Source organism: Luteibacter jiangsuensis (genome assembly GCF_030812295.1).
GTDB lineage: Bacteria > Pseudomonadota > Gammaproteobacteria > Xanthomonadales > Rhodanobacteraceae > Luteibacter > Luteibacter jiangsuensis_A.
Genome location: NZ_JAUSSK010000005.1, coordinates 337,522 through 352,885 on the forward strand (window position 1 = coordinate 337,522; position 15,364 = coordinate 352,885).

Sequence of the window (15,364 nt, forward strand, 5' to 3'; positions counted from 1 at the left end):
CTCAATCGATAGCAGCGAAGATCCGCTTGTCGGTGCATTTAATACTCGCGCCTTCGCGGTTACACGGGCGGAAGTTGCCCAGAAAGTCATGGACGACTTGCTTGGCGTCGTCACCTGCCCCCTCTATATGGACATGAACGGAAGGCTGGTTACCCTTTCCTGCATATAGAACGTCCCACTTAGAGGTCGAGGTCACGTATCGACACTGAGTCACTTCCAACTCGGAACTGCAGGGCTTAGCTGATTCAAAAATGTCCATTTTCGGGTTGTAGCCGAGATAAACGCGTACCTTCACGGAATGCGGGAGAGTCAGGTCATATATCGTAAAGTCGATAGGCAACGACATCGTCAGTTCATCACCTCCACCAATGCCGAAGCAGACTGTGCCCGCATACACGTTGCAATATACGTAACGTGACGCCTTTACCTGGGCCGCTTGCTCCTGATTACTTGCCGCAACGACAATTCCGCATACCATAAAAAGCAAGAACCCATAATAGATTCTCAAAGAGCGCGAGAAGTTGAACATGCGCGCATAACTCCTATGGGTTCGTAGGGGACTCTTTAATGGTGATGTTCTGCCGACTTTTAAGAATTGCATCCATATTCTGGCTCCCCGTAATCACGTTATTACCTAGTGCACCCATCAAGTTTGATTTATATCCTGGGTCTGCCACCGTCACACGGTTTCCACTTGCATCCTTTGTCTCGGAATAATGATCATTCTCCATCATAAGATGTCCCGTCTCATGCTCTGCCTCGCCTTGGGACCAGCCTGAGGATGTGACATTCCACTCACCGCTATTACCTTGACTTACGAAAGAAGCGCCGGAGCTATTCAAATCTGATGTTGGACCATTTACTAGCGTAATGTTATTTACTGCCTTCTTTGGCGTAGTAGCGTCAACATCGACTATGGCGACTTTTACCAAAGTAATCGCGCCACCGACACTATAAAGCCCTGACCATTTTGCGGCGACACTTGATTTTATATTTGAAACCACTTGCGAACTCGCTGAAGCCGGACCCGAAAATTGGACCGGGACTGCGATGGAAATACTTCCATCCTGCTTATACGTAATGATCGCATTTCGGCCATCAGGATCAATATGCACCAGCGGACTGTTGTTCGCATAATTGAAGCGATTGAACAAGAAAGGCTCGCCCGGAGCAGGCTGACTTGGATCAACACTGATAAATCGACCGATGAAGGGATCGTAATAACGAGCTTGCGCATAAATTAGGCCGCTATCAGTATCAGCAACGTGCCCTGTGTAACCTGGGCCATCTGACACTGAACCCATCACGGAAGCGCCATAGGGCGCGTAGTCCGTAGTAGAGACTACGTTGCCGTTCGAATCGGTAACCGCCAGAATGGTGCCTTGTGGATCGGAGTAATAGTACGAAACTGATTTTCCGCTCCATGCTGGCGCCGCGACCATCAGTGCAACAATCAAACAACAAGCGCTTGAATAATTTGACCTTGAGATACCCATATCTCCCCCTGTTCCTTGTCTGGGTATCGTTACATAAAACTTGTTGTTCGTGCCTCTGCGCCCAATCAACCTTTTCTATGGCAGATTGCTATTCGGACACCTTCCCGGCTTGGAGAGGGCACCACTAGGCTCAGCCGCCGTTAACCGGCGGCTGCGGTGACACGGGAGGCAACGGGGGCGTCTTCGGCGGCACGGGCGTGTACTGCGCCGAGGCCATGCGCCAGCCGTCGGCACCCTTGACGACACTCGCGCCGAGGGTCAAACGACGTTGCATGCCCTTCACCGTGAAGACCACGGTGCCGGTTACGAAGGCGCTATTGCCATGGACGCGTGCCTTCACGTCGTCGAGCGACGTAGGCGGCACCTCGCCCTTCTTTTCCGGAGCGTAGAAGCCGAGCACGGCATCGTGCTCGTCCACTTCCCCGCGCGGTGATACCTCGACGAAATTCGGAAGCAGGATCGCGCGCAGCGCGGGAAGGTCGAAGTCGTGTTCCGCTTTCACATAGCGGGCGACCGCGGCCTCGGGCGTGCCCTCGGCGGCGGCGGCCGTTCCGGCCACGGGAAGGAGCGCGAGGGACAGCAGGGCCGTTCTGTATGGCGACATGAGCGTCTCTCGTCATCAGGATGTTGCCGGATCATCCGGCGGGACCGATCCGCACGCATGGCCCGTTCGTCACCCTCCGCTCCGACGTGCCTGCCGCGCGGCGGGACGGCGGCGGGCTCACGGGTGAACGCGGGATATTTCGTTCGGGTACGCTTCGGGAAGGCGAGCGTGGCGTGAGGGCCGGAGGCCCCCGCCACGTGCCGATGACGACCATCACTCTTCAAGGGGTACTTCGATGCGACGACTGCTTGCCACCCTCCTGGTCTGCCTTGTTGCGCTATGCGCCCAGGCGGGCACGGCGCCTGCCGCCACGACCTCCTCCTACTTCGACAACACCGGCCGCGACGACGTCCTCTCGGGCGGGGTCAAGACGATCGTCATCGACACGCCCAAGGGCAAGTTCAAGGTGTGGACCAAGCGCGTCGGCAACAATCCCCGCATCAAGGTGCTCCTGCTGCACGGCGGACCGGGCGCCACGCATGAGTATTTCGAGGCCTTCGACAGCTATTTTCCCGGCGAGGGCATCGAGTACTACTACTACGACCAGCTCGGCTCGGCCTTCAGCGACAACCCCAAGGACGAATCGCTGTGGGAGATCCCCCGCTTCGTCGACGAAGTGGAGCAGGTACGCACGGCCTTGCACCTGGACAAGGACAACTTCTACCTCCTCGGCCATTCCTGGGGTGGCGTGCTGGCCATCGAGTACGCATTGAAGTATCCACAGCACCTCAAAGGGCTGGTCATCTCCAACATGATGGACAGCATCCCGGCGTACAACGCCTACGCCAGCAAGGTGCTGATGCCCGCGATGGACCAGAAGAAGCTCGCCGAGGTGAAGCGCCTGGAAGCCGAGCACAAGACCGACGACCCGGCGTACATGGCCCTGCTCATGCCCATGCACTACGAGCAGCACATCCTGCGCATGCCGGCCGCGCAGTGGCCCGACCCGGTGGAGCGGGCGTTCTCCCGGCTCAACCAGCAAATCTACGTGGCCATGCAGGGCCCCAGCGAGCTGGGCGCCAGCGGCAAGCTGCTGCACTGGGACCGCAGCCAGGCATTGAAGACCATCAAGGTACCCACCCTGGTGATCGGCGCCCGATACGACACCATGGACCCCGCCTACATGGAAGCCATGGCGAAGAAGATGCCCGACGCGCGCTTCCTGCTTTGCCCGCAGGGCTCGCACATGGCGATGTACGACGACCAGAAGACGTACTTCGCCGGGCTGGTCAAGTTCCTCAAGGACGTGGACGCCGGCAAGCCGTTGAACTGATGAGCCTCCTGCCCGGTCTTCGCTCCTGAGACGCCTTTCTGGCACCATCGTCCGGTTAACGACGCGCCGTGGCGCGCCAGCCGGATGCTCAAGCCCATGAATTTGCAAGCCAATTACGAACAGATCCCGCTCAAGGACTACGCTGAGCGGGCCTATCTCGATTACTCCATGTACGTGGTGCTGGACCGCGCCCTGCCCTTCGTGGGCGACGGGCTGAAGCCGGTGCAGCGCCGCATCATCTACGCCATGAGCGAGCTCAGCCTCGCCGCCACGGCCAAGCCGAAGAAGTCGGCGCGCACCATCGGCGACGTCATCGGCAAGTTCCATCCGCATGGCGATTCGGCGTGCTACGAGGCGATGGTCCTCATGGCCCAGCCGTTCTCCTACCGCTACCCTCTGGTGGATGGTCACGGAAACTTCGGCTCGCCGGACGATCCGAAGAGCTTCGCGGCCATGCGCTACACCGAGTCGCGCCTCACGCCGATCGCGGAAGTGCTCCTGTCCGAACTCGGCCATGGCACGACCGACTGGGTGCCGAACTTCGACGGCACGCTCGAGGAGCCCTCCTGGCTCCCCGCGCGCGTACCGCACGTGCTGTTGAACGGGTCCATGGGTATCGCCGTGGGCATGGCCACGGACATTCCGCCGCACAACCTCCGCGAGGTCGCCAGCGCCTGCATCCGCCTGCTCGACGACCCGGACGCGACGATCACCGACCTCTGCGAACACGTGCACGGGCCGGATTACCCGACCACGGCCGAGATCATCACGCCGCGCCGCGAGATCCTGGCGATGTACCAGAACGGCACCGGCTCGATCCGCGCCCGTGCCGTGTACGAGCGTGACGACGGCAATATCGTCATCACCGCCCTGCCACACCAGGTTTCGCCCTCCAAGATCCTCGAGCAGATCGCCGCGCAGATGCGCGCGAAGAAACTGCCGATGATCGAAGACCTCCGCGACGAGTCCGATCACGAGAACCCGATCCGCCTCGTGCTCGTGCCGCGTTCGAACCGCGTGGACGTGGAGGAGATGATGCAACACCTCTTCGCCACGACCGACCTGGAGAAGAGCTTTCGCGTCAACCTGAACATGATCGGCCTGGATGGCCGTCCGCAGGTGAAGGACCTGAAGGTCATCCTCAGCGAATGGCTGCGCTTCCGCACCGACACGGTCACCCGGCGCCTGAACCATCGCCTGGGCCGCGTGGAACGGCGCCTCCACCTGCTGGAAGCACTGCGCATCGCCTACCTCAACATCGACGAGGTGATCCGCATCGTCCGTACCGAGGACGAGCCGAAGCCGATCCTGATGGCGCGCTTCAAGCTGGACGACGAACAGGCCGACTACATCCTCGAGACGAAGCTGCGCCAGCTCGCGCGCCTCGAGGAGTTCAAGATCAACGAGGAGCGCGACAAGCTCGAGGAAGAGCGCGCCCGCATCAACGTGTTCCTGAAGTCGCCGGCCAAACTCAAGGGCCTCATCAAGGACGAACTGCGCAACGACGCCGAGAAGTACGGCGACGAGCGCCGCTCGCCACTGATCGAGCGCAGCGCCGCCCAGGCACTGGACGAAAGCGCCCTGGTCGTGTCCGAGCCGGTCACCGTGGTGCTCTCGCAGAAGGGCTGGGTACGCGCGGGCAAGGGCCACGACATCGACGGCGAGGCACTCTCCTACCGCGACGGCGACAGCCTGCTGGCGGTGGCGCGCGCGCGCACCACGCAGCAGGTGGCCTTCATCGACTCCACCGGCCGCGCCTACGCCACGCCTGCGCATACGTTGCCTTCCGCTCGCGGTAACGGTGAACCGCTCACCGGCCGGTTCAGCCCGCCGGCGGGCGCGCGCTTCGACGCCGTGGTGGCCGCGGACAACGACACGCGTGTCATATTGTCCACCGATTTCGGCTACGGCTTCGTCACCCGTTTCGAGGCGCTCACGGGCCGCCAGAAGGCAGGCAAGCAGATCATCTCGCTCAGCGATGGTGCTCGCGTGCTGGCGCCGGCGATCACCGCCGATCCGTCGCGTGACCGTATCGTCGTCGTCACCAGCGAGGGCCACCTGCTGATGTTCTCGGTGGCCGAGCTACCGGAACTGGACAAGGGCAAGGGCAACAAGCTCATCGAGGTGCCGAAGGCCAAGCTGGCCTCGGGCGAGGAGCGCGTCGTCGGTGTCGCCGTGGTCACCGAAGGAAAGGGCGAAGTCACCCTGTACGCGGGGCAGCGCAAGCTCACCCTGCGGTGGGCCGACCTCGTCGAGTACGGCGGCAATCGCGCCACCCGAGGCGGCGTATTGCCGCGCGGCCTGAGGCGCGTGGAGCGGATCGAGACAACGGGCTGATGCCCCATGGGCCCCTGCCGGAGCCATCGCCGCTGAAGCGGCTCCCACACTCTGCCTGGCAATCCAGGCATGCGTGCGTTTTGTGTGGGAGCCGCTTCAGCGGCGACGCTTCTACAACCGGGTGAACCCCCAGGACATCATCCGCCCGTCCTTGTACGGCATCACGCCATGGAACGGCCGTGGGTCGGCGTCGAACACCAGCGGCAGAAAATGTCGGTCGCCTTCCCACATGGGAAGGTCGTGCAGGCTTTCCAGCGCCACCCATTCCAGCGCGCCTTCGTGGTTCGATTCCAACGGCGTCCCCTCGAAGCGGGTCACCACGAAGATGAAGCCCAGCCAGTCTTCGCCGTGCTTGCCGAAGCCGGGCCAGTTCAGGGTGCCGCGCAGGGACATCTCCAGGCATTCGATACCTGCCTCTTCCCTGATCTCCCGGCGCATGCACGCGGCGATGTCCTCGCCCGGCTCCATCTTTCCGCCAAGGCCGTTGTACTTGCCCAGGTGATGGTCGTCCTTGCGGGCGTTGCGGTGGATCATGAGGACGCGCTCGCCGTCCGGTGACAACACATAGCCGAGGGTGGCAACGATAGGCGTATAGGGCATGGTGGTGGAGGAATCGGGGTAAAAGGCCGAAGTTTACGCCGTCCGCGCGGGAGTGGCGTCTTCGGCCCTTGCACTGCACCTCCACCCCGGCGAACATCGACGGATGCTCCATCCTTCCTTCTCCCGAATGTTCCGCCATGTCGGCCTTCGCATCCTCGCCCTCGCCGCCCTCACGGGGCTGGCCATCGGCTGTGCGGACCCGGCCGATGCCGTCGATGGCCGTGACGTCGTGTTCGACAGCCAGTCCTATTTCGTGGTCACCGTGGACACGCGCGACGAGGATATCGAGCTCCATTGGCGCAACCCGGACAACGGCCAGCCCTTCAGCACCCTCGAGACGCTGAAGGCGTGGACCGAAGCCAAGGGGCGCCATCTGGCGTTCGCCACCAACGCCGGCATCTACGATCGCGAATTCAAGCCGCTCGGCCTCTATGTCGAGGATGGCAAGACCATCGTCCCGCTCAATCTCGCCCACGGAAATCCGCGGTCGGGAAATTTTTCGCTACTGCCCAACGGCGTCTTCGCCGTCTACGAGGACGGCAGCGCGGAAGTGCGCACGAGCGAGGCATTCCGCGCCGCCGGCCGGAAGCCGCGCTGGGCGACCCAGTCGGGGCCGATGCTGGTGATCGACGGCGAGATCAACACGCAGTTCGACAACGGTTCGGACAGCATGAAATGGCGCAGCGGCGTCTGTGCGAAGACGCCGCGCGAGGTGGTCTTCGTGGTCAGCCGCGCGCCGGTCAACTTCCACAGCTTCGCCCGCCTGTTCCGCGACGAGATCGGTTGCCGCGATGCGTTGTTCCTCGACGGTACGATCTCCCAGGCCTACACACCCGACGACGGCTACGTGGGCGCGCCCGCATTCATGACCAAGCCCTACGCGGGCATGATCGCGGTGTTTCCGAAGCGCAAGTGATGGTGCGCGACGGTCAGCGCAGCATGCGTTCGCAGATCGCCTCGTAGAGATCCGGCAACCGCTCGAGATCGGCGACCGACACGCACTCGTCCACCTTGTGGATCGTTGCGTTCACCGGCCCGAGTTCGATCACCTCGGCACCCATGGGCGCGATGAAGCGGCCGTCCGAGGTCCCACCGCCCGTGCTCTGCTCGGGATCGATCCCACACAGGTCGCGGCAAACGCCGACCACCACCTCGCGCAGGCGCCCACCCGGCGTGGCCAGGAACGGATGCCCGGAAAGGTGCCAGTCGATCGAGAAATCGACACCGTGTGCGCACAGGATCGTTTCGGTGCGCTCCCGCAATGCCTCGGCCGTGCTCGCGGTGGAAAAACGGAAGTTGATCAACGCCACCAGGTCACCGGGGATGACGTTGTTCGCACCCGTACCCGCATTGATGTTCGACACCTGGAACGAGGTCGGCGGAAAGTCGGCGTTGCCTTCGTCCCAGCATTCCGCGACCAGCGCCGCCAGTGCGGGGGCAAGGACATGAATCGGATTCTTTGCCTTCTCGGGGTAAGCGACATGTCCTTGTATGCCACGCACTGTCAGTGTTCCGGATAACGAGCCGCGGCGGCCCACGCGAATGAGGTCGCCGAGCTTCGCCTTCGCGGACGGCTCCCCGACGACACAGGCATCGATGCGCTGCCCTGTCTTCGCAAAATGATCGACCACCTCGCGCACGCCATGCAGCGCCACGCCCTCTTCGTCGCTGGTAAGTAACAGGCCCGCGGTGCCGGGATGATCCGGGTGCGCGCTGACGAAGCGTTCGAGGGCGACGACCATGGCCGCCACCGAGCCCTTCATGTCGGCCGCACCGCGGCCATAAAGAAGACCCTCGCGTTCGTCCGGCTCGAACGGCGGCGAGGCCCACGCGCTTTCCGGTCCGGCCGGAACGACATCCGTGTGCCCAAGAAAGGCCAGCACGGGACCGACGCTCCCATGGGTGGCCCAAAGGTTGTCGACGTCGCCGAAGCGCAAATGCTCGATATGGAAGCCAAGCACGGCCAGCCGCTCCGCGATCAACGGCAGGCAACCCGCATCCTCGGGCGTCACGGACCGGCGGCGAATCAGATCGTGGGTGAGTTCGAGTACGGGTGACATGGGCGCTATTTACCGAAGCGCTTCTTGAAGGCGTTGTCGCTGAAGCCGACCGTCACCTCGTCGCCTTCGACCACCACCGGGCGCTTGATCAGCGCCGGATACTCCTTCAGCAGGAGGGTCCACTCCGGATCGGTGCGCGGATCCTTGCGCTGTGGCAACAGGGTGCGCCACGTCGTCGATGCCTTGTTGACCAGTCTCTCCCAACCGCCGAGCTTGCCGGCCCACGCCTTCAGCGTGGCGGCAGGCACCGGGTTCGTACGATAGTCGACGAAATCGTGTGCCACCTCGAAGCGGGTGAGCCAGTTGCGCGCCTTCTTGCAGGTATCGCAGTTGGGCAAGCCATACACCGTGATCGTCATGGATCAGTCACCGCTGCGCAGGAGTTCGTTGATGCCGGTCTTCGAGCGGGTTTTTTCGTCCACCTGCTTCACGATCACGGCCGCGTAGAGGCTGTGGCTGCCGTCCTTCGCCGGGAGGCTGCCGGAGACGACGACACTGCCCGCAGGCACGCGACCGTAGCTGACCTCGCCCGTGGCGCGGTTGTAAATACGCGTGGACTGGCCAAGGAACACGCCCATGCCGATGACCGAACCCTTCTCCACCACCACGCCCTCGACCACCTCGGAACGCGCGCCGATGAAGCAATTGTCCTCGATGATGGTTGGATTGGCTTGCAACGGTTCGAGCACGCCGCCGATGCCGACGCCGCCGGACAGGTGTACGTTCGCGCCGATCTGTGCGCAGGAGCCGACCGTGGCCCAGGTGTCGACCATCGTCCCCGCACCGACATAGGCACCGATGTTCGTGTAGCTCGGCATCAACACCACGTCCCTGGCGATGTGAGCGCCACGCCGAACCAGCGCACCCGGCACGACACGCGCGCCGAGCGCCGCGTATTCGGTGGCGTCACCATCGGTAAAGCGCAACGGCACCTTGTCGAACGCGCTGGACGGGCCCCCGTCGACGACCTGGTTGCCGTTCATGCGGAAATAAAGCAGCACGGCCTTCTTCAGCCACTGGTTGACCTTCCACCCACCGTTGCCATCAGGCTCGGCCACGCGGCGCTCGCCGGACTCGAGCAAATTGAGCACCTGCTCCACGGCTTCGCGCAAGTCGCCCTCGATCTCGTTCTGGGTCAGTTCGGCGCGGCGTTCGAAGGCGCTATCGATCAGGGATTCAAGTGTTTGCATCTGCATGTTGGGGAGTCCTGGGATGTTCGGAACCGATGTGGCGCAGCAGGCAGGCCCGCAGGATCTCCCGGCGTTCGGGCGACAGCGGCGCGTTGCTGCGATCGGTAAGTTGGAAGAAATCTTCGACGCGCTCGCCGAACGTGGCAATGCGCGCATCATGCACGCGCACTTCTGCCTCGGCCAGCGCCTGGGCCACGGCGGCGAGCAGTCCCGGCCGGTCGGTGCAGACCAGTGCCAGCTGTGTGCGCTCGCCCGCATCGACGAACTCGACGCGTGGCGCCATCTGGAAGTGCCGCAGGTGACGCGACAGGCTGCGCTTGGGCGGCCCCTGCCCCGCCGGCTGATCGAGTGCGCGCAGCATGCGCGTGCGCAATTCTTCGGACCGTTGCAGCGATGCGGGGGCTTGCGAGTCCGACTCCAGCAAAAGGAAGGTATCGAGCGCCTTGCCGGTGCTGGAAACAAGCACGCGCGCTTCCACCACCGAGAAGCGCAGGCGGTCGAGCACGGCCGTCACCGTGGCGAACAAACCATCGCGGTCGGGGGTGTAGATGAAGAGTTCCGTGCTGCCCCGCACCGAGAAGGGATGCACTTCCACCAGCGGCGTGGCGCCATGCGCGCGCAGGATGGCCGCGGTCTGCCAGGCGATCTGCTCCGGCCGATGACGCAGGAAGCTCGTATCGGGAAATTCGGCCCACACCTTCGCGATGTCGTCGGCGGCGATGTGCTCGGCCACCAGCATCTCGAGGGCACGGTCGCGACACTCGCGCACGCGCATGCCCGAATGGCCGGGCGGCGTGAGGTCACTGCGCAGGGCGAAGCGCGTGGCCGTGTAGAGGTCCGCCAGGAGGCGATCCTTCCACGCGTTCCACAGCTTGGGACTCGTGCCGATGATGTCGGCGATGGTCAGCAGGTAGAGATGGTCCAGGTGCTCCCAATCCTCCACCACGGCACCGAAGCGATGCACGACGTCGGGATCGGTGATGTCCTGGCGCTGCGCCGTCGTGCTCATCAGCAGGTGATGGCGGACCAGCCAGGCGACCAGCTCCACCTGCTCGTCCGGAAGGCCCAGCCGCGTACAGAAGGCGCGCGCGTCTTCCTCACCCAACATGGAATGATCGCCGCCGCGACCCTTGGCGATGTCGTGGAACAGCGCGGCCAGCAGCAACAGTTCGGGCTTTTCGACATGCGGCCAGATCTCGCATGCGATGGGGAAATCGCGCCGGGCGGCGGGCTCGGCGAAACGGGCGACGTTGCGCAGCACTCGCAACGTATGCTCGTCGACGGTGTAGACATGGAACAGGTCGTACTGCATGCGCCCCACGACCTTGCCGAACGCGGGCAGCACCGCCGCGAGCAGGCCGTGCCGGTTCATCCGCCACAAGGCTTCCACGGCGGGAGCGCCACGGCGAAGCAGCGTGAGAAAGGCGCTCAGCACCTGCGGATCGTCGGCGAGCGACTCGCCGTGTGCCGACACCGCGTGCTGGATGCGCCGCATCGTCTCGGCGGTGAAGCCGGCGATGCCCGGTTCGTCGAGGCGGGCGATGAAAATCTCGACGAGTGCCGAAGGACGGCGTATGAACAAGTGCGGATTGCGCAACGCGATACGCGCGCCATAGCGCACGTAGTCGCTGCCGACCGGCAGTGGCTCCGTCACGGGGTCGAGCATCTCCTCGAAACGCTCGACCAGCTGCGTGCCCGAACGCTCGATCTGCGTGGCGGCACGGTAGTAGCCCTGCATGAACTGCTCGACGCCCAGGTTCTTCGCATGCTCGTCCTCGAAACCAAGCCGCGCGGCCAGCGCCCGCTGGTAATCGAACAGCAGGCGCTCCTCGGCGCGTCCCGCTTCCAGGTGCAAGGCGTAACGGTAACGACGCAGGGTCTCTTCCGCGCGAGTCAGCCGGGCCGCCTCCACCGGCTCCAATAGTCCTTCGGCCACCATCGCATCGAAATCCGGTGCATGGGCCAGGCGCCGTCCCAGCCAGCGGATGGCGTCGAGCGTGCGCAGTCCACCCGGGCCGTCCTTCAGGTTGGGCTCCAGGTTCTGCGCGGTGTCGTCGTAACGCGCATGCCGCGCATCGCGCTCGGCGAGGCGCGCGGCAAGGTAGGCCCGGGGTGGCCACACCTCGGGATCGTCGAGGATGCCGCGGAGTTCGTTGCCCAGGATGGGCCAGCCGACCAGTCGCCGGGCATCGAGCAGGCTGGTGAAGACGCTCAGGTCCCTTGCCGCCAGCTCACGGCATTGCTCCGTGGTGCGCACGGCATGCCCCGGCTTCAGGCCGATGTCCCACAGGCAGGCGAAGAAGTTTTCCAGCGCACGGTAGAGCGCCGGCGAACTTTCGCCTACCAGCGCGAGGAGGTCCACGTCCGAACGGGGAAAAAGCATGCCGCGACCGAAGCCGCCCACGGCGAACAACGCCGCGGCCGCCATGTCGCCCAGGCAAGCTCCCCAGGTGTGGACGACGATGCGCTCGACGATCTCGGCCCGGCGTCGGGCCAGCGCGGACGCATCCTCACCGTCATGGAAAGCGACGGTGAGCGCACGATCGACGTCGCCCAGCAACTGCCTGAGCGAACGCCGCGCCTCGGGCGACACGCCCGAGCGGGGTACCACGGCGGGCAGGCGTGGAAGCGATGGCAGCGTCACGTCGGGGCCCTCGGTGGTGGTGGGATGAAACCGACGAAGACTAGGCGCGCCCTCGTCGAAAGCGCATCAGGCGGCGTCCGGCCAGGGCGTGAGGATTTCGAAGCCATCCTCGGTGACCGCGATGGTGTGCTCCCATTGCGCCGACAGCGAATGATCCTTGGTCACCACGGTCCAGCCGTCCGGCAGCGACTTGGTCTGCGGCTTACCCGCGTTGACCATCGGCTCGATGGTGAAGGTCATGCCCGGCTTCAGCTCCAGGCCCGTGCCGGCGCGCCCGTAGTGCAGCACCTGGGGTTCGTCGTGGTAGACCTTGCCGATGCCGTGGCCGCAGTATTCACGGACCACCGAGAAGCCCGCCGCTTCGGCGTGCTTCTGGATCGCGGCGCCGACGTCGCCCAGCGTCGCGCCCGGCTTGACCGCCTCGATACCCTTCATCATCGCTTCGAAGGTGGTTTCGACAAGGCGCTTCGCGAGGACGCTGGGCGTGCCCACGAAATACATGCGGCTGGTGTCGCCGTGCCATCCGTCCTTGATCACGGTGACGTCGATATTGACGATGTCACCGTCCTTCAGGACCTTGCCGGGGCTGGGAATCCCGTGGCAGATCACGTGGTTGACCGACGTGCAGGTGGTTTTCGGGTAGCCCCGGTAGCCGACGTTGGCGGGGATCGCCTTCTGCACGTTCACGATGTGGTCGTGGGCGAGCTGGTCCAGGTATTCCGTGGTGACGCCCGGCTTCACGTGCGGCACGAGCATGGCCAGCACTTCGGCGGCCAGGCGGCCAGCCTCGCGCATGGCCTGGATCTCTTCGGGGGTCTTCGGTACGACTGCCATGGTGGGTTCTCTTTTTTCCTTCGCCCTCAGGGTATTGGGCCTGCCACCCGAGGTGGCGGCGACCCTGCCGGAAATCCACCCTCGGCTTGCGGCCGGGCGGGTCCAGGGGCTACAATTAGCGAGTTTTGCTGTCCGGCGAAGTCACTCTCAAGTGACCGCGGCGGTGAATCGAAGCGCGATTGTAACCGCACGAAGCCATCCTTGGCCCGGCGCAAGGCATTCGCTTTTAACGCCACACACGCATCGGCACCGCCTTCGGGGTGCCCGTCCTCCCGTCGTCGCGAAAGGCGCCGCGGCCAGGCCGGGTCGAAGCCGGGGATGCGTGGAGGTCCCAACCCCCATAGAACCGCTCGAGCGGTTCGCCCAGGAGTAATTCCATGGCACAAGTCACCATGCGCGAGATGCTGGAAGCCGGCGTCCATTTCGGCCACCAGACCCGCTACTGGAACCCCAAGATGGCTCCGTACATCTTCGGCGCCCGCGGCAAGATCCACATCATCAACCTCGAGAAGACGCTCCCGCTCTTCACCGACGCGATGAACTTCCTCTCGGGCCTGGCCCAGAAGGGCGGCACCATCCTGTTCGTCGGCACCAAGCGTTCGGCCCGCGAGGCCCTCGCCGAGGAAGCCGCGCGCGCCGGCCAGCCGTTCGTCACCGCCCGTTGGCTCGGTGGCATGCTGACCAACTTCCGCACGGTCAAGCAGTCGGTCGCCCGCCTGAAGGAACTCGAGGCCGCTGAAACCGACGGTTCGTTCGACCGCCTGGTCAAGCACGAAGTACTGGCCCGCCGCCGTGAGCGCGACAAGCTGCAGAACTCGCTGGGCGGCATCAAGGACATGAACCGCCTTCCGGACGCCCTCTTCATCGTGGACATCGGCCACGAAGACATCGCCGTCCAGGAAGCCCGCAAGCTCGGCATCCCGGTCGTCGCCATCGTCGATACCAACTACGACCCGGCCCTCGTCGACTACGCCATCCCGGGTAACGACGACGCCATCCGCGCCATCCAGCTGTATGCCCGTGCCGCCGCCGATTCCATCCTGGAAGGCAAGGCCGCTTCGCCGAACGCCGCCCGTGGCGACGCGAACGAATTCGTCGAGCTGGACGAGGAAGGCAACCCGGTGGCCAAGGACGAAGCCCCGCGTGGCGAGCGTCGCGGCGCCCCGGCCAAGAAGGGTGCACCGCGTCGCGAAGGCGGCCGTGACGGCGGTCGTGGCCGCGCGTAAGCGCCCCGCCCCGTAACACACGCTCTTCCGTTTCATCCGGCGCCGCGGCACCACCGCCGCGGCGCCCATCAAATCATTGAGGAATTACCATGGCTGAGATCACCGCGGGCCTCGTCAAGGAACTGCGTGAGCGTTCCGGCGTAGGCATGATGGAGTGCAAGAAGGCACTCGTCGAAAACAACGGCGACATCGAAGCGGCGATGGAATGGCTGCGCAAGAACGGCCTCGCCAAGGCGGACAAGAAGGCTGATCGCGTCGCCGCCGAAGGCCTGATCGCCGTCGCCCAGAAGGCCGGCAAGGCAGTCCTGGTCGAAGTCAACAGCGAGACCGACTTCTCCTCGCGCAACGAGCAGTTCATCCAGTTCACCAAGGACGTCGCCAACGTCGCCCTCGAGTCTGGCGTCGCCGACATCGAGGCGCTGAAGGCCGCCAAGCTCGGCGACACCACGGTCGAGGAAGGCGCCAAGGCCCTCACCCTCACCATCGGCGAGAAGTTCGACGTGCGCCGCATGGCCAAGGCCGAGAACGATGGCCCGATCGGCGCCTACTCCCACAGCGGCCGCATTGGCGTGCTGGTCGCCCTCAAGGGCGGCTCGGAAGAGCTGGCCAAGGGCATCGCCATGCACGTCGCCGCGATGAACCCCAAGTTCATCAAGGTGGAAGACGTCCCGGCCGACTACATCGAGAAAGAAAAGGAAATCGCGCTGAGCCAGATGTCGGACAAGGAAAAGGCCAAGCCGGCCGACATCCTCGACAAGATCGTGACCGGCAAGATCAACAAGATCCTCGCCGAAGCCACCCTGGTCGGCCAGCCGTACGTGCTGGACGGCGATGTCACCGTCGCCGAGACCCTGAAGAAGGCCGGCGCGGACATCGTGACGGTGCAGCGTCTGGCCGTTGGCGAAGGCATCGAGAAGGTCGTCGACGACTTCGCGGCCGAAGTGATGAAGCAGGCTGGCCTGGCGTAAGCCTTCCCACCTGGTGAAAGTAAAGAGGCCGCGAGCGATCGCGGCCTCTTTTTTGTGGTTCTGATGGAGCCTTTTCGGTCTGGTGGGAGCCGACCTTGCCGGCGATCCCGCGGCAGCGGGCCAGGTCACGGC

Annotated in this window: 14 protein-coding genes; 5 read left to right on the forward strand and 9 right to left on the reverse strand. The window is 64.1% G+C overall.

What is annotated here, in order from left to right; translation table 11 throughout:
• Window position 1 precedes the first annotated feature (1 nt).
• The 3 genes from J2T07_RS17760 to J2T07_RS17770 all read right to left on the reverse strand — a co-directional run bounded on the left by J2T07_RS17760 (window position 2) and on the right by J2T07_RS17770 (window position 2,100).
• The gene (locus J2T07_RS17760; protein WP_306851776.1) at window positions 2–529 is read right to left on the reverse strand and encodes a hypothetical protein; all 528 of its coding nucleotides are present in this window, start codon (window positions 527–529) and stop codon (window positions 2–4) included.
• Window positions 530–542: 13 nt separating this feature from the next.
• On the reverse strand, window positions 543–1,496 hold the full coding sequence (locus J2T07_RS17765) for an RHS repeat domain-containing protein (protein WP_306851779.1): 954 nt from the start codon (window positions 1,494–1,496) through the stop codon (window positions 543–545).
• Between the two features lie 130 nt (window positions 1,497–1,626).
• Window positions 1,627–2,100: a nuclear transport factor 2 family protein gene (locus tag J2T07_RS17770; protein WP_306851781.1), complete on the reverse strand. Its 474-nt coding sequence runs from the start codon at window positions 2,098–2,100 to the stop codon at window positions 1,627–1,629.
• Window positions 2,101–2,335: 235 nt separating this feature from the next.
• Here J2T07_RS17770 and J2T07_RS17775 point away from each other — a divergent pair, with 235 nt between their 5' ends.
• A complete protein-coding gene (locus J2T07_RS17775) occupies window positions 2,336–3,373 on the forward strand; it encodes a proline iminopeptidase-family hydrolase (RefSeq protein ID WP_306851783.1) in 1,038 nt (345 codons plus the stop codon).
• A gap of 96 nt (window positions 3,374–3,469) precedes the next feature.
• Complete coding sequence (parC, locus tag J2T07_RS17780; RefSeq protein ID WP_306851785.1) at window positions 3,470–5,710, forward strand: DNA topoisomerase IV subunit A; 2,241 nt, start codon at window positions 3,470–3,472, stop codon at window positions 5,708–5,710.
• Window positions 5,711–5,821: 111 nt separating this feature from the next.
• Here the strand turns inward: parC and J2T07_RS17785 are convergent, their stop codons facing one another.
• A complete protein-coding gene (locus J2T07_RS17785) occupies window positions 5,822–6,310 on the reverse strand; it encodes an NUDIX hydrolase (RefSeq protein WP_306851787.1) in 489 nt (162 codons plus the stop codon).
• A gap of 103 nt (window positions 6,311–6,413) precedes the next feature.
• On the opposite strand from J2T07_RS17785, the gene J2T07_RS17790 reads away from it, so the two are divergent.
• Entirely contained in the window at window positions 6,414–7,226 is an 813-nt protein-coding gene (locus tag J2T07_RS17790; RefSeq protein WP_306851789.1) for a phosphodiester glycosidase family protein, read from the forward strand.
• Between the two features lie 13 nt (window positions 7,227–7,239).
• Here the strand turns inward: J2T07_RS17790 and dapE are convergent, their stop codons facing one another.
• From dapE to map, 5 genes are all read right to left on the reverse strand, one after another.
• Window positions 7,240–8,370 carry a succinyl-diaminopimelate desuccinylase gene (dapE, locus tag J2T07_RS17795; RefSeq protein WP_306851791.1) on the reverse strand — a complete coding sequence of 377 codons (1,131 nt, stop codon included), beginning with the start codon at window positions 8,368–8,370 and terminating at the stop codon, window positions 7,240–7,242.
• A 5-nt stretch (window positions 8,371–8,375) separates the two neighbouring features.
• The gene (locus tag J2T07_RS17800) at window positions 8,376–8,729 is read right to left on the reverse strand and encodes a Spx/MgsR family RNA polymerase-binding regulatory protein (protein ID WP_306851793.1); all 354 of its coding nucleotides are present in this window, start codon (window positions 8,727–8,729) and stop codon (window positions 8,376–8,378) included.
• A gap of 3 nt (window positions 8,730–8,732) precedes the next feature.
• Window positions 8,733–9,560, reverse strand: coding sequence for a 2,3,4,5-tetrahydropyridine-2,6-dicarboxylate N-succinyltransferase (dapD, locus tag J2T07_RS17805; RefSeq protein WP_306852177.1), 828 nt, complete (start codon window positions 9,558–9,560; stop codon window positions 8,733–8,735).
• Entirely contained in the window at window positions 9,547–12,204 is a 2,658-nt protein-coding gene (gene glnD / locus J2T07_RS17810) for a [protein-PII] uridylyltransferase (RefSeq protein WP_306851796.1), read from the reverse strand. The genes dapD and glnD overlap by 14 nt, the downstream gene beginning before the upstream one ends.
• A 66-nt stretch (window positions 12,205–12,270) precedes the next feature.
• Window positions 12,271–13,038 carry a type I methionyl aminopeptidase gene (map, locus tag J2T07_RS17815; protein ID WP_306851797.1) on the reverse strand — a complete coding sequence of 256 codons (768 nt, stop codon included), beginning with the start codon at window positions 13,036–13,038 and terminating at the stop codon, window positions 12,271–12,273.
• A 377-nt stretch (window positions 13,039–13,415) separates the two neighbouring features.
• On the opposite strand from map, the gene rpsB reads away from it, so the two are divergent.
• Together rpsB and tsf are read left to right on the forward strand one after the other, a co-directional pair.
• The gene (gene rpsB / locus J2T07_RS17820; RefSeq protein ID WP_306851799.1) at window positions 13,416–14,264 is read left to right on the forward strand and encodes a 30S ribosomal protein S2; all 849 of its coding nucleotides are present in this window, start codon (window positions 13,416–13,418) and stop codon (window positions 14,262–14,264) included.
• 89 nt (window positions 14,265–14,353) lie between these two features.
• Window positions 14,354–15,232 (forward strand): translation elongation factor Ts, encoded by an 879-nt coding sequence (gene tsf / locus J2T07_RS17825; protein WP_306851801.1) that lies wholly within the window; start codon window positions 14,354–14,356, stop codon window positions 15,230–15,232.
• The last annotated feature ends 132 nt before the right edge of the window (window positions 15,233–15,364 follow it).